We start from the raw sequence: 12,971 nt of genomic DNA on the forward strand, positions 1-12,971 counted from the left end.
CGGATGCCCGGCCCGTGCGGCCCCGCTCAGCCGTCCTCCAGGAACTCCAGCCGGTTCCCCACCGGGTCCTCGGTGTGGAGGCGGCGGCGTCCGGGGACGGAATCGTCGGGAACGACCGGGGCGCCGGCGGCCGCGAGCCGCTCGGCGAGGGCGTCCAGCCCGGTGACCCGCAACCCCGGATGGGCCTTGCGGGCGGGGCGGAATCCCTCCTCGATCCCGAGGTGCAGCTCGACGGCTCCGGCGGTGAACCAGCAGCCGCCGCGGGCGGCGAGCGCCGCGGGCTTGGGCTTCTCCCGCATGCCGAGCACCGTGCCGTAGAAGGCGCGCAGCGTCTCCTCGCTGCCGGGTGGGGCGGCGAGCTGGACGTGGTCGACGTGCTCCAGCCGGAACGGGGGCCTCGGGGTCGTCGTGGTCCCGGCGGTCATCGTTTCACTCCCACGGCGAAGATCCTGCGGAACGGGAGGACGGTGCCGTATGGCCCGGGCGGGTAGGCCTCGCGGAGTGCGGCCGCGTATTCGGCGAGGAACGCGTCCCGGGCCTCCGGGTCGTCGGCGAGCAGGGTGAGGACGGGGCGGAGTGCGGTGCCCTTGGTCCACTCCAGCACGGGATCGTCGCCGGGCAGGACGTGCTGGTAGGTGGTTTCCCAGACGTCGGTTTCGCAGCCGGCCCCGGCGAGTGCGGCGACGTATCCGGCGGGTTCGAGGACGTCCGCGCCCCGGTGGGCGGCGCCGAGCCGTCCCCGCCAGCGCGGCGCGTTGCGGAGTCGGTGGAGGAGGACGTGGCTGGGGGCGTCGAAGTTGCCGGGGACCTGGAAGGCCAGCACGCCGCCGGGGAGGAGGCCGTCGACGTACGCGGGGAGGGCCCGGGGATGGTCCGGCCACCAGTGGAGGGCCGCGTTGGAGACGATCAGGTGGTGCGGCGTGTCCGGCCGCCAGCCGGCGAGGTCGGCGGCGGCGAAGTCCAGTCTTCCGCCGTCGGCGGTGGGTCCGGCGTGGGTCTCGGCCCGCCGCAGCATCGCGGGCGAGTTGTCGTAGCCGGTGACGTGGGCGTGCGGCCACCGCGCCGAGATGCGGGAGCTGGGGGCTCCCGGTCCGCAGCCGAGGTCCGCGATGCGCGGCGTTCCGGCGGGCAGTTCGGGGACCCGGGCGAGCAGGTCCGCCAGCGGCCGCGCGCGGTGCGCGGCGAAACGGGCGTACTGCTCGGGGTCCCAGACGGGTGACGATCGGCCTTCGGGGGCTTCCCGGCTCTCCATGCAACGATGATCCGAAGTCAATCTCTCGATGTCAAGAGACTTCACGTCGACAGAACTACTACACTGATCCTCATGGAGGACGAGGTCGACCGACTGGTGTCGGCATGGCGCCGGGAACGCCCGGACCTGGACGTGGAACCGCTGGAGGTCCTGAGCCGCGTGAGCCGACTGGCCCGCCACCTGGACCGGGCACGGCGCATCGCGTTCGCCGAGCACGGCCTGGAACCGTGGGAGTTCGACGTTCTCACGGCACTGCGGCGGGCGGGAGCCCCGTACCAGCTGTCACCCGGTCAGCTGCTGACCCAGACTCTGGTCACCTCCGGCACCATGACCAACCGTATCGACCGGCTGGCGAAGAAGGGACTCGTCGAGCGGCTGCCCGATCCGAACGACCGCCGCGGCGTCCTGGTGCGCCTCACCTCCGACGGACGCGACCGCGCCGACAGCGCGCTCGCCGGTCTGCTGGAGCAGGAACGGGCCATCCTGGTCCAGCTGTCCCACGCCCAGCGCGCCCACCTCGCAGGTCTGCTGCGGGAGCTGACGGCCCCCTTCGACAACACCCCCGGCTGAGCCCGGCCGTCAGCGCGGCCCGTGCGCCTCCCCCGCGACACCGGCCGGCGGAACCCCGGCACGGCGCGCCAGGGCGACCGCCGCGAGCGTCGAATGCACGCCCAGTTTGCCCAGCACGTTCTGCATGTGCGTGCGCACCGTGTGCGGGGAGAGGAACAGGCGCTCGGCCACCGCACCGCGCCCCCATCCGGCCACCATGCAGCGCAGCACCTCCAGCTCACGCGGCGTCAGGGACTGCACCAGCTGCTCGCTCTCGGAGCGGCTGCGCGAGGCGGTGAGCTCGTCGAGGACTTCGGTGAGCAGCAGCGGCGGCACGTGCGTCTCGCCCTTCACCACGCCCCGCACGACGTCCAGCAGCCGGGACAGGCCGCAGTCCTTCGCCACCCAGCCGCAGGCTCCGGCGCGGAGTGCCGCGGAGGCGCGGGCCGCGTCGTCCCGCTCCGCGAGCACGACCGCCCGCAGGGCGGGGAACTCGCGGCGGAGTGCGGCGACCAGGGCGATACCGTCCCAGGACGGGTCCTGCGCCGGTGTGTCGTCCGACGCCGCGGCATCGGCGCGCGGAGAGGCCCCGGCGACGACCGGCTCGTCGAGATGCCCGAGGACTGCGGCGGCCGTGTCCTGCCCGGCCCGCGGTGCGGGAATCGCGGCGGAGGGCGCCGGCTCGGCACCGCCCAGGTCCGCGTCCGCGAGCAGTACCTCGGGGCGCTGCCCCTCGGCAGCACCGGTCCGCAGCGCCCTCACGGCAGCGGCGGCACTGCCCACGGCAGTCGCCTCCACGTCCTCCTCGGCGGTCAGCGCCGCCGCCAAGGCGTCGGCGAAGATCCGGTGGTCGTCGACCACCAGGACACGTATGCGTTGCATCGACACCCCTCGACACGATGGGCGGTGACGCCCGGCTCCGGGTCGCGTCTGCGCTCGGTCCGCCGCCGCTCTCACGCCGCCGTCGTCCGCGCGGGTGTCGCACCCGGCTGTCCCGCCCTGCTGGACACGGCTCCGACCCCCCAGGCCGTGCAGGAGAACCCAAGCTTACGCAGGAGTAGCAGAAGTGAAAGAGGAACGGCCGAAAATTGCCTTATCTCTACCGACGCCCCAGCAGGTGGGAACGTTCCACGGGCCCGGAACCGGCTCAACGGACCCGCCGTGCACCGGCGGCGGGCAGCGCCTCGAAAATCCCCGGCTCGCGGTGTCCCGCCTCGGCGAACGCTGCCGCCACCGCCTCGCCGACCGTCGCGGCACGCGCGTCCTCCACCAGCGCGATCGCCGACCCGCCGAACCCGCCTCCGGTCATCCGCGCGCCGAGCGCTCCCGCCGCGACCGCGGTGCCGACGGCCAGGTCGAGTTCCGGGCACGACACCGCGAAGTCGTCGCGCAACGATGCGTGACCGGCGGTCAGCACCGGGCCGACGGCCCTCAACTGTCCGGCGTCCAGCAGCGCGACCGTCCGCAGGACCCGCTGATTCTCGGACACCACGTGCCGCACCAGACGCCGCAGCGCGGGGTCCACGACACGATCCGCCGGCGCGCCCCGTCCGTCCTCCGCCGGGACGTCCCGCAGGGCCGCCGCACCGAGCAGCCGCGCGGCCTCCTCGCATCCGGCGCGGCGCTCGGCGTACGCACCGTCCGCCAGGGAGTGCCGCACCCGGGTGTCCATCACCAGCAGGCGCAGCCCGTGGGACGCGAGGTCCAGCGGTACCTGGCGGCGGCCGAGGTCCCGGGTGTCGAGGAACAGGGCGTGCCCCTCGATGCAGCACGCCGAGGCCATCTGGTCCATGACCCCGCAGGGCACGCCCGCGAAGTCGTTCTCGGCGCGGCGGCACAGGGCCGCCAGCCGTGCCCGGTCGGGGGCCGGCCCGTGCAACTCGGCCAGCGCGAGCCCGGTGGCGACCTCGAGTGCCGCCGAGGAGGAGAGCCCGGCGCCTGGCGGCACCGTGGAGTCGACGAACAGGTCCGCGCCGGGCAGGGCGGACGGGCCCGCCTCCTCGCGCAGTGCCCACGCCACCCCGAGCGGGTAGGCCGCCCAGCCGCGACCGGGCGGTGCGGCGTCCGCGAGGCGGAACGTCGCCGCACCGTCCGCCGCGGCCTGCCGGGAGAACAGCCGCAGCACACCGTCGTCTCGGCGCGCCGCGGCCACCCGCGTGGTGCGGGGAAGGGCGAGCGGCAGCACGAAACCGTCGTTGTAGTCCGTGTGTTCGCCGATCAGGTTGACGCGTCCGGGAGCCTCCCAGACACCGTCCGCCGCCCTCCCGAACACCTCGCGGAACGTCGTCATGACGTCGCCGCGCCACCCTGCTGCCGGGCGAAGTCCCAGGCGTCCCGGACGATTCCGGCCAGGTCGGCGCGCGAGGGCGACCATCCGAGAACCCGGTGGGCGCGCTCCGCCGAGGCGACGAGCACGGCCGGGTCACCGCCCCGCCGGTCGGCGACGACCTCGGGGATCGGGTGACCCGTCACCTTGCGGACGGTCTCGATCACCTCGCGGACGGAGAAGCCGTTGCCGTTCCCCAGGTTGCAGATCAGGTGCTCGCCGGCGGGTGCCGACTCCAGGGCCAGCAGGTGGGCGTCGGCGAGGTCGGCGACGTGGATGTAGTCACGGACACAGGTGCCGTCGGGAGTGGGGTAGTCGTCGCCGAACACCGAGATGTGCTCGCGGCGGCCCTGCGCGACCTGGAGGACCAGCGGGATGAGGTGCGACTCGGGGTCGTGGCGCTCGCCGTACACCTTGCCGTCGCGTGCCGCGTAGGCGCCCGCGACGTTGAAGTAGCGGAGCGACGCGGCGGCGAGCCCGTGGGCGCGGCACTCGCCGGTGATCATGTGGTCGACGGCGAGCTTGCTCGCGCCGTACGGGTTGGTCGGCGCGGTCGGGTCGTCCTCGGTGATGGTGGCGCCCGCGGGTTCGCCGTAGGTGGCCGCCGTGGAGGAGAAGACCAGGCGACGCACGCCCTTCTCCCGCATGGCGGCGAGCAGCTCGATGGTGCCGCCGACGTTGTTCCGCCAGTACTTGTCGGGGTCGACCACCGACTCGCCGACCTGCGAGCAGGCCGCGAAGTGGAGCACGCCGTCGAAGGAGGGGTCCAGGACCCGGTCGGCATCCTGCACCCGGCCCTCCACGAACTCCGCGCCGTCGGGGACACCCGCGCGGAAGCCCGTCGAGAGGTCGTCCAGCACGGTGACCTCGTGGCCTGCCTCCAGCAAGTGTGCGGCGACGACGCTGCCGACGTATCCCGCGCCGCCTGTCACCAGGTACTTCACTCGTTCTCTACCTCTCGCAGTCGCTGAGCCGCGGCCTCCGGCGGCACGTCGTTGACGAACACGTCCATGCCGGATTCGGAACCCGCGAGGTACTTCAGCTTGCCGGACGCACGGCGGATGGTGAAAAGTTCCAGGTGGAGGGCGAAGTCACCCCGTCCGGGTGCGGTCCGGGGCGCCTGGTGCCAGGCGGAGACGTACGGGGTCGGGGACGCGTCCGGCCCGAAGAGGCGGTCGAACCGGCGCAGCAGGTCCAGGTGGAGCCGGGGGAACTCCTCCCGTGCCGCGTCGTCCAGCGCGGTCAGGTCGGGAACGCGCCGGTGCGGGTAGAGGTGCACCTCGTACGGCCAGTGCGCGGCGTGGGGGACGAAGGCCGTCCAATGCTCGCCCTGCCGCACGATCCGGCGCCCGTCGGCGCGCTCGGCGGCGAGCACGTCGTCGAACAGGTTGCGTCCGGTGCGTTCCCGGTGGGCGGCCACGGAGGCGAGGGTGCGGGCGGTGCGCGGGGTGGTGAACGGGTAGGCGTAGATCTGCCCGTGCGGGTGGCCGAGCGTGACGCCGATCTCGCGTCCGCGGTTCTCGAAGCAGAACACCTGCTCCACTCCCGGCAGCCGCGACAGGTGCGCCGTACGGTCGGTCCAAGCGTCCAGGACCAGCCGGGCCCGTTCCGGGGCGAGGTCGGCGAACGAGGCGTCGTGGTCGGGCGTGAAGCAGACGACCTCGCAGCGTCCCGCGCCGGGGCCGCGCGCGAGGAGACCGCCGGGGCCCTCGGCGGTGAGCGGCCCGGGGCCGCCGGTGAAGGAGGGGAAGCGGTTCTCGAAGACGGCCACCTGGTAGTCCGGTGCCGGCACCTCGGTCCGCCGCCCGCCGCGCGAGGGGCAGAGGGGGCAGGCGTCGACGGGCGGGTGGTGGGTGCGCGACTGGCGGTGCGCGGTGACGGCGACCCAGTCGTCGCGCAGCGGGTCGTGGCGGATCTCGGAGGCGGGTGCCGCGGCGTCGGGGGGACGCGGGTCCGCTGCCGGGCGGCGCGCGGTCCCGCCGAGGTCGTAGTACAGGATCTGCCGGCCGTCGGCGAGCCTGTCCGCGGTCTTGTGCACGGGACTCCCTCGGGTCGGCGCGAGCGGAACACGCAGCAGCATAGTCGCGCACCGGCCCGCGTCCGCGGTCACTCCGCCGAGGTCCGGACGGTGTGCGCCCCCGCCGTCCACGCGCGGCGGGCGCGGACGGCGGGGGCGCGGGGACGGCGTGGAAGCGCTCGGCGTGGCGCCGGGTCAGCCCGCCCCGTAGCCGACGGCCAGGAGCCGCTCCTTGGTGTAGGTGCCGACACGGTCCGAGGTGATGTGCTGGTGGAAGAAGAGGCGCCCGTTCCGGAAGATCACCCTGCTGTAGGAGCCGTAGGTACGGGGACCCATCTCCCTTTCGTAGTCCAGGTCGTGACCCGACGGCAGTCGGAGGCGCAGCTTCTCCTGGTGCGATGCCGGGTCGACCTCGACGATCTCGCCGCCGTCCTCGTAGGTCGCCGTCCGGTAGGCCAGCAGCTTCCCGTCCTGCACGTCGAACGGCAGGATCTCCCGGCCGTCGCCGGCGTCCACCTTCCATTTCGTGGCGCCGCTGTGGATGTCGAAGGCCATGACCGAGTTGGTCTGGCCGATGGCGTCGCCGGAGGAGTCGTGCGACTTGGTCGGCAGGAACACGTAGTCGTCGGAGACGGCCGAGGTCCAGCACGACTCGGTGTCCGTGCGGCAGGGGTCCTCGTAGCGGTCGCCCAGAGTGATCTTGGATTCCAGCTGGTGGTCGTCCCCGACGGTGATGATGTCGGTCGTGTGGTACTCCCCCGCACCCACACCGATCACCAGCGGGGCGGTGGACAGCACGTGGACGGAGGAGATGCCCGACGGCACCGTGTACTCGCCGACGGGCTTGCCGTTCTTCGGGTTCAGCGTCTGCACGCGGTATTCGGGATCGCTCAGGTTTCCGCACCGCACGACGGCGACGAGTTCCGCGCCGCCCGCGTACCCCTCGTCGCGGCACTCGCCGCTCCAGTCGCCGCCCCAGAGCGGGCTGCCGCCGTCCAGGGAGTAGGCGACGGCGCCGCCGATCCACGCCGCGGCGACGGTGTTCCGGGCGACCGTCACCCCGCCGCCCAGCGAACTGACGTCCGCGTCGCCGGGGATGGTCTTCTGCCAGGCCTTCTTCCCCTTGTCGAGGTCGAGGACGACCATCTGGTTGCAGTCCGCGTTCTCCGCCCCGCTCTCCCGCGTGACGACCGCGGTCCTGCCGTCCTCGCTGCGGTGGGGCGACGCGGCACAGACCGGTCCGTCGAGCGGGATCTCCCAGGCGGAGGATCCGTCCGCGGCACGCACAGCGAGGATCTTGCCGATCGAGCTCTTGACGAAGAACTCGTCGGTGGCCCAGGCCCCGGGGACGCCGGTGGACTCGTTCACGTCGGGGGCGTCCACGGTGAAGAGGAGCTCGCCGTCGGTGCCGGTGGGTGCGTCACCGCCGCCGGTGTCCGTTCCGCCACCGCCGGTGCTGCCGCTCGTGGTGCCACCGGACGACGCCTGCGGATCCGGCGAACCGCCGCCGTCCTGCGCGAGGAACCACACGCCGCCGCCGACCACCAGCAGAACGGCGACCACGGCGGCCACGATCACCAGCACCTTGTTGTCCCCGCCGGGGGGCCGGCCGCCGGGCGGCACGGTGGGTGCCCCGCCGGGGTACCCGTACGGCCCGGGCTGCGGCTGACCGTACGGGCCGGGGCCGTACGGCTGGGGCTGCCCGTAGGGGCCGGGCTGCGGCTGTCCGTACGGGCCGGGTACCGGCCCGGCCTGCGGGCCGCCGAATCCGCCCTGCGGCGGCTGCGCGGGCGGCTGCGGATAGCCGTAGCCTCCCGGCTGGGGCGGCTGGGCGGGCGCCTGCGGGTAGCCGTAGCCGCCGCCCTGCTGCTTGTCCGGAGCGGGCTGCTGCGGCGGCGGACCCGGCGGCTGCTGCGGGCCCTCCGGCTCGTCGGGACCGGACTGCGGCGGTGGACCGGGTGGTGGGGGCGGGGGCTGCGACATGCGGAAGTCCTCGGGAACGGGCGAACCGTCAAGCCCGGCGCCCTGACCCCCCGTCGGTCCTGTCCGGCGGACAGTCCCCAGGCGGAGCGGTGCGGACATCCAGCCCGCCATGACTGATGGATGGCGCCATCTTTCTATCACCGGACCGTGCGCGGGACGGTCCCGGATGTGTCACGGTCCCGGCGCGGAATCGTGGAGTCGACGCGCTCCCGACGGCGGGCCGGAAGATTTCCCGGGGGCCGGGCCCGGCCCTGAACTACGAGGCGTCCTCCGCGAGTTCCAGCCAGCGCGTCTCCAGGTCGTCGCGTTCCGCGGTGAGTTCACGGAGCCGGGCGTCGAGTTCCGCCACCCGCTCGAAGTCCGTCGCGTTGTCCGCGATTTCCGAGTGAAGGGTGGACTCCGATCCCGCGATCCGGTCCAGCCGCCTCTCGATGCGCTGCAGTTCCTTCTGCGTCGCACGCGAGAGCGCCGCGGGCTTGGACGCGGGTTTCGCCGCGGATTTCGCCGCCTTGGCACTGTCTCCGCCCGACGACGGAGCGGCGGCGGCCTGTTCGCGAGCGCGCGCCCGCCGCTCCAGGTACTCGTCGATGCCGCGCGGCAGCATCCGCAGCGCACCGTCCCCCAGCAGCGCGTACGTGGTGGCGGTGGTCCTCTCGAGGAAGTACCGGTCGTGCGAGATGACCACGAGCGAACCGGCCCAGCCGTCCAGCACGTCCTCGAGCTGTTTCAGCGTCTCGATGTCCAGGTCGTTGGTCGGCTCGTCCAGGAAGAGCACGTTGGGCTCGTCCATCAGGAGCCGCAGGATCTGCAGACGGCGGCGCTCACCGCCGGACAGGTCACCGACCGGGGTCCACTGCTTCTCCTTGACGAAGCCGAACTTCTCGCAGAGCTGGGAGGCCGTCATCTCCCGTCCCTTGCCGAGCTCGACGCGGGACCGGACCCGCTCCACCGCCTCCAGCACGCGCCAGTTCGGGTCGACCTCGGCCACCTCCTGGGAGAGGTAGGCCAACCGGACCGTCTTCCCCACCGTGATGTGCCCGGTGTCGGGCTGCTGCTCCCCCGCGCTGCGGACCGCGTCCGCGAGGGCACGGAGCAGGGAGGTCTTGCCGGAGCCGTTGACTCCGACCAGACCGACCCGGTCGCCGGGACCGAGCTGCCAGGTGAGCTGCCGCAGCAGCACCTTGGGCCCGGCCTGCACGGTGACGTTCTCCAGCTCCAGGACGGTCTTCCCGAGTCGGGAGTTGGCGAACCGCATCAGCTCGGCGTCGTCGCGGGGCGGCGGCACGTCGGAGATCAGCGCGTTCGCCGCCTCGATCCGGAAGCGCGGTTTGCTGGTGCGCGCGGGGGCGCCGCGCCGGAGCCACGCCAGCTCCTTGCGCATCAGGTTCTGGCGCTTGCTCTCCTCGTTCGCGGCGATCCGCTCCCGCTCGGCGCGGGCGAACACGTAGTCGCTGTAGCCGCCGTCGTACTCGTGCACGCCGCCCCGCTGCACGTCCCACATGCGGGTGCAGACCTGGTCCAGGAACCAGCGGTCGTGGGTGACGCACACCAGGGCGGAACGCCTGGCCCGCAGGTGGCCGGCGAGCCACGAGATGCCCTCGACGTCCAGGTGGTTCGTCGGCTCGTCGAGCACGATCAGGTCCTGCTCGGCGATGAGCAGCTTGGCGAGCGCGATGCGGCGGCGCTCCCCGCCGGAGAGCGGGCCGATCACGGTCTCCGGACCGTCGGGGAACCCGGGCATGCCGAGGCCGCCGAAGAGGCCGGTGAGCACGTCGCGGATCTTCGGGTCGCCCGCCCACTCGTGCTCCGCCATGTCGCCGAGCACCTCGTGCCGGACCGTGGCCCGCGGGTCGAGGGAGTCGTGCTGGGTGAGGACGCCGAGCCGCAGCCCGCCCGCGTGGGTGACGCGGCCGGTGTCGGAGGGTTCCTGCTGGGCCAGGATGCGGATCAGCGTGGTCTTGCCGTCCCCGTTCCTCCCGACGACGCCGATGCGGTCGCCCTCGCTCACACCGAGCGAGACACCGTCCAGCAGGGCACGGGTCCCGTACACCTTGCCGACGGCTTCCAGATTGACGAGGTTGACTGCCATCTCACTCCTGCGACGCGTGCGGTCAGCCGTCCAGCCTAGTCGCCCGCGCGACATTCTCTTCCGGGCGGGCCGCCGCGCAGGCGTGCCGGTCAGGAACTCCCGGTCAGCATCAGTGCGATGCCGGAGGCCATGAGGGCGGCGGCGACGACCCGGGCCGCGCCGAAGCGCTCCTTGAAGACCACCGCGCCGATCGCCGCACCGGCGATGATCGACGATTCGCGGAGCGCGGCGACCGGAGCGAGCGGGGCCCGGGTCTGGGCCCACAGCACCAGACCGTAGGCCGCCGTGGACATGACGCCGCCGAGCAGGCCGAGCCGTGCGGCAGGCCGCAGCTGGGCGAGCAGCCGCCCGCGCCGGACGGCGAGTGCGTACAGCGGGATCACGGGGCCCATCAGGGCGACCAGCCAGCCGGTGTAGCCGAGGGGCGTGCCGGAGGCCCGTACACCCAGTCCGTCGACGACGGTGTACACCGCGATCGCGCAGCCGGTGGCGAACGCGGCCAGCAGGGCGGGCTGGGTGGGCGGGGCGGAGCCGGGCGCGCGTCGCCGGACGCCCCACAGCGCGAGACCGCAGAGCCCCGCGCAGGCGACGGCGACCCCCGCCGTCTGCCAGAAGCCGGGCCGCTCGTTCACCACGACCAGGGCGAGCACGGTCACCACCAGGGGCGCGGTGCCGCGGGCGATCGGGTACACCTGCCCGAAGTCGCCCAGCCGGAAGGCCCGCATCAGCAGGGCCTGGTAGCCGGTGTGCAGCACCACGGACGCCAGCAGGTACGGCCAGGAGGCGGGTGCCGGCACGGGCGCGGCAGCGGCGATGAGCCCGCCGCACAGCACGTCGGCCGCACCGATCAGGGTGAACGCGACCAACTGGTCGCGTATCCGGTGCGCGATGGCGTTCCAGCCCGCGTGGACCGCGGCGGCGGTCAGGACCGCGAGGGCCACCAGCGGTGTCATGCGTCACCGGTGCCGGGCCCGCGCGGTACCGGGACCGGCGAGCCGGCTGCGGCGCGGGGCGGTGTCACCCCGTGGAGGCGTCGAACACGGCGCGGACGACGGGGCCGGCGTTCTCACCGCCGTGCCCGGAGGCGGGCACCACGGCCGCGGCCGCGAGGTCCCCGCTGTACGCGGTGAACCAGGCGTTCGGCTTCTTCTGCCCCATGACCTCGGCCGACCCGGTCTTCGCGCCGAAGTCGCCGCCCATGCCGGACATCGGTACGGCCGCGGTGCCGCTGACCGCCGTGGTGCGCATCACCTGGCGGAGGCCGGCGGCGGTCCCCGGCTTCATCGTCCTCGGGGCGGTGGCGAGCGTGCGGCCGTCGACGTCCGGGGAGACCAGGTACGGCTGGTGGAACGTGCCGGTCCGGGCCGTCGCGGCGACGGACGCCATGTTCAGCGGGTTCATGCGGACGCCGCCCTGCCCGATCAGCGAGGCGCCCATCTGCGCGTCGGACTGCACGGGCACCCGGCCGTCCATGGTCGTGGTGCCGACCTGCCAGTTGAGCCCCAGCCCGAAGACATCCCGGGCGTACTTCGTGAGCGAGTCGTCGTCCAGCTCCGGGGCCTGGCTGATGAACGCGGTGTTGCAGGAGGCGGCGAAGCTCTGCTCGAAGGTGCCGTTCTTGATCTCGAAGTGGTTGTCGTTGTGGAAGGGCCAGTGGCCGTACTCGAACTTCTTGGGGCACGGGTGCTGCTCGTTCGGCGCGGCGAGCCCCTTGTCCATGAGCATGGCGCCGGTGACGACCTTCATCGTCGAACCGGGCGCGTAGAGGCCCTGGAAGGCGGTGTCGAAGCCGTCCGCGGGCTCGTGGGCCGCGGCGAGAATCTCGCCGGTACTGGCCTTCACCGCGACGACTGCGGCCTTCCCCTTGTCGGCGATGGCCTTCTCGGCCGCCCGCTGGAGCCCGAGGTCAAGGGTGGTGCGGAGGGTGCCCTCCTCGCCCTCGGAGAGCGTGAGGAGGGTCGTGCCGGTCTCCTCGCCCTCGGCGTCCAGCACGCGGGTCTCGATGCCCGGTTCGCCACCCGCCTCGTCGCCGTAGCGGGTGCGCAGGTCGGCCAGCACCCCGCTGAGGGCGGGGTGTTGCTCCTTGGTGATCTCCGTGCCGTTGCGGTCGAGGGCCTTGAGGGGCGGGTCGCCGCCCTCGCCCGTCTCGATGGTCCGGCCGTCCTTCAGCTCCGGGTGGAGGATGGTCGGGTTCCATGCGACGACGACCTTGCCGGTGGCCTTCTTCCGCACCACGTGCACCGCGGAGTCGTAGGACCAGTCGCCCTTCTGCTCCTCGTACACGATCCGCGCCTCGACGCCGAACGGCAGACTGCCGTCCTTCGGCTTGCCGGAGGGGGTGACGTCGAGCTTCTCGACGTGCGCGTCCTCGCGGAAGGAGGTGAGCACCTCGAGCGCGGCAGCCCGGTCGTCGGTCAGACCTGCAGCCCGCCGTATCTCACCGGCGCTCCAGGCGGCGAGGAACTTCCCCGCGGCCTTGCGGGTCTCGGCGGCCGTGGGCGGCCCGCTCGGAATCTCCGGCTCCTCCTCCGAGGCGGTCAGGGCTGCGAGGCCCCCGTCGTCCTCGGCGACGAAAGCGTAGACACCGGCTGCCGTCGCCACGACGACGGCAGCGGCGACCGACCCGATCACCACCATGCGCTGCTTGTCCCGCTTCCGCGCCCTGCGACCCATCCGACTGGTGCCCTCCGACTCGCCCGACCGTGCCTCGGTTGCCTGTTCGAGGGGCACCCTACGGCACGGAAGTGACACCACA

At 73.2% G+C, this 12,971-nt stretch carries 11 protein-coding genes; 1 reads left to right on the plus strand and 10 read right to left on the minus strand.

Features of this window, described 5'->3' with window-relative positions:
- Window positions 1-26: 26 nt before the first annotated feature.
- On the minus strand, window positions 27-425 hold the full coding sequence (locus ACL06G_RS03230) for a VOC family protein (protein WP_412835363.1): 399 nt from the start codon (window positions 423-425) through the stop codon (window positions 27-29).
- Entirely contained in the window at window positions 422-1,252 is an 831-nt protein-coding gene (locus ACL06G_RS03235; protein WP_412835364.1) for a methyltransferase domain-containing protein, read from the minus strand. Before ACL06G_RS03235 ends, ACL06G_RS03230 begins: the two co-directional genes overlap by 4 nt.
- Before the next feature lie 72 nt (window positions 1,253-1,324).
- On the opposite strand from ACL06G_RS03235, the gene ACL06G_RS03240 reads away from it, so the two are divergent.
- Window positions 1,325-1,822: a MarR family winged helix-turn-helix transcriptional regulator gene (locus ACL06G_RS03240; RefSeq protein ID WP_412785370.1), complete on the plus strand. Its 498-nt coding sequence runs from the start codon at window positions 1,325-1,327 to the stop codon at window positions 1,820-1,822.
- A gap of 9 nt (window positions 1,823-1,831) precedes the next feature.
- Here ACL06G_RS03240 and ACL06G_RS03245 read toward each other — a convergent pair whose 3' ends face one another.
- The 8 genes from ACL06G_RS03245 to ACL06G_RS03280 all read right to left on the minus strand — a co-directional run bounded on the left by ACL06G_RS03245 (window position 1,832) and on the right by ACL06G_RS03280 (window position 12,889).
- A complete protein-coding gene (locus ACL06G_RS03245; protein WP_412785371.1) occupies window positions 1,832-2,683 on the minus strand; it encodes a response regulator transcription factor in 852 nt (283 codons plus the stop codon).
- A 265-nt stretch (window positions 2,684-2,948) separates the two neighbouring features.
- Window positions 2,949-4,091 carry a galactokinase gene (galK, locus tag ACL06G_RS03250; protein ID WP_412835365.1) on the minus strand — a complete coding sequence of 381 codons (1,143 nt, stop codon included), beginning with the start codon at window positions 4,089-4,091 and terminating at the stop codon, window positions 2,949-2,951.
- The gene (galE, locus tag ACL06G_RS03255) at window positions 4,088-5,071 is read right to left on the minus strand and encodes a UDP-glucose 4-epimerase GalE (RefSeq protein WP_412785373.1); all 984 of its coding nucleotides are present in this window, start codon (window positions 5,069-5,071) and stop codon (window positions 4,088-4,090) included. The genes galK and galE overlap by 4 nt, the downstream gene beginning before the upstream one ends.
- On the minus strand, window positions 5,068-6,165 hold the full coding sequence (gene galT / locus ACL06G_RS03260; protein WP_412785374.1) for a galactose-1-phosphate uridylyltransferase: 1,098 nt from the start codon (window positions 6,163-6,165) through the stop codon (window positions 5,068-5,070). The genes galE and galT overlap by 4 nt, the downstream gene beginning before the upstream one ends.
- Before the next feature lie 174 nt (window positions 6,166-6,339).
- Window positions 6,340-8,127: an outer membrane protein assembly factor BamB family protein gene (locus tag ACL06G_RS03265; RefSeq protein WP_412835366.1), complete on the minus strand. Its 1,788-nt coding sequence runs from the start codon at window positions 8,125-8,127 to the stop codon at window positions 6,340-6,342.
- A gap of 256 nt (window positions 8,128-8,383) precedes the next feature.
- Window positions 8,384-10,216, minus strand: a complete 1,833-nt coding sequence (locus tag ACL06G_RS03270) for an ABC-F family ATP-binding cassette domain-containing protein (RefSeq protein WP_412785376.1) — start codon at window positions 10,214-10,216, stop codon at window positions 8,384-8,386.
- 89 nt (window positions 10,217-10,305) lie between these two features.
- Window positions 10,306-11,169 (minus strand): EamA family transporter, encoded by an 864-nt coding sequence (locus ACL06G_RS03275; protein ID WP_412835367.1) that lies wholly within the window; start codon window positions 11,167-11,169, stop codon window positions 10,306-10,308.
- Between the two features lie 64 nt (window positions 11,170-11,233).
- On the minus strand, window positions 11,234-12,889 hold the full coding sequence (locus ACL06G_RS03280) for a penicillin-binding transpeptidase domain-containing protein (protein ID WP_412785378.1): 1,656 nt from the start codon (window positions 12,887-12,889) through the stop codon (window positions 11,234-11,236).
- Between the last annotated feature and the right edge of the window lie 82 nt (window positions 12,890-12,971).

Source organism: Streptomyces callyspongiae, assembly GCF_047200695.1.
Taxonomy (GTDB): Bacteria; Actinomycetota; Actinomycetes; order Streptomycetales; family Streptomycetaceae; genus Streptomyces.

Bases quoted from the DNA above. Each gene is read 5' to 3' on its own strand.
- ACL06G_RS03230 (WP_412835363.1), bottom strand. From the start codon at position 425: ATGACCGCCGGGACCACGACGACCCCGAGGCCCCCGTTCCGGCTGGAG.
- ACL06G_RS03235 (WP_412835364.1), bottom strand. From the start codon at position 1,252: ATGGAGAGCCGGGAAGCCCCCGAAGGCCGATCGTCACCCGTCTGGGAC.
- ACL06G_RS03240 (WP_412785370.1), top strand. From the start codon at position 1,325: ATGGAGGACGAGGTCGACCGACTGGTGTCGGCATGGCGCCGGGAACGC.
- ACL06G_RS03245 (WP_412785371.1), bottom strand. From the start codon at position 2,683: ATGCAACGCATACGTGTCCTGGTGGTCGACGACCACCGGATCTTCGCC.
- galK (WP_412835365.1), bottom strand. From the start codon at position 4,091: ATGACGACGTTCCGCGAGGTGTTCGGGAGGGCGGCGGACGGTGTCTGG.
- ACL06G_RS03265 (WP_412835366.1), bottom strand. From the start codon at position 8,127: ATGTCGCAGCCCCCGCCCCCACCACCCGGTCCACCGCCGCAGTCCGGT.
- ACL06G_RS03270 (WP_412785376.1), bottom strand. From the start codon at position 10,216: ATGGCAGTCAACCTCGTCAATCTGGAAGCCGTCGGCAAGGTGTACGGG.
- ACL06G_RS03275 (WP_412835367.1), bottom strand. From the start codon at position 11,169: ATGACACCGCTGGTGGCCCTCGCGGTCCTGACCGCCGCCGCGGTCCAC.
- ACL06G_RS03280 (WP_412785378.1), bottom strand. From the start codon at position 12,889: ATGGGTCGCAGGGCGCGGAAGCGGGACAAGCAGCGCATGGTGGTGATC.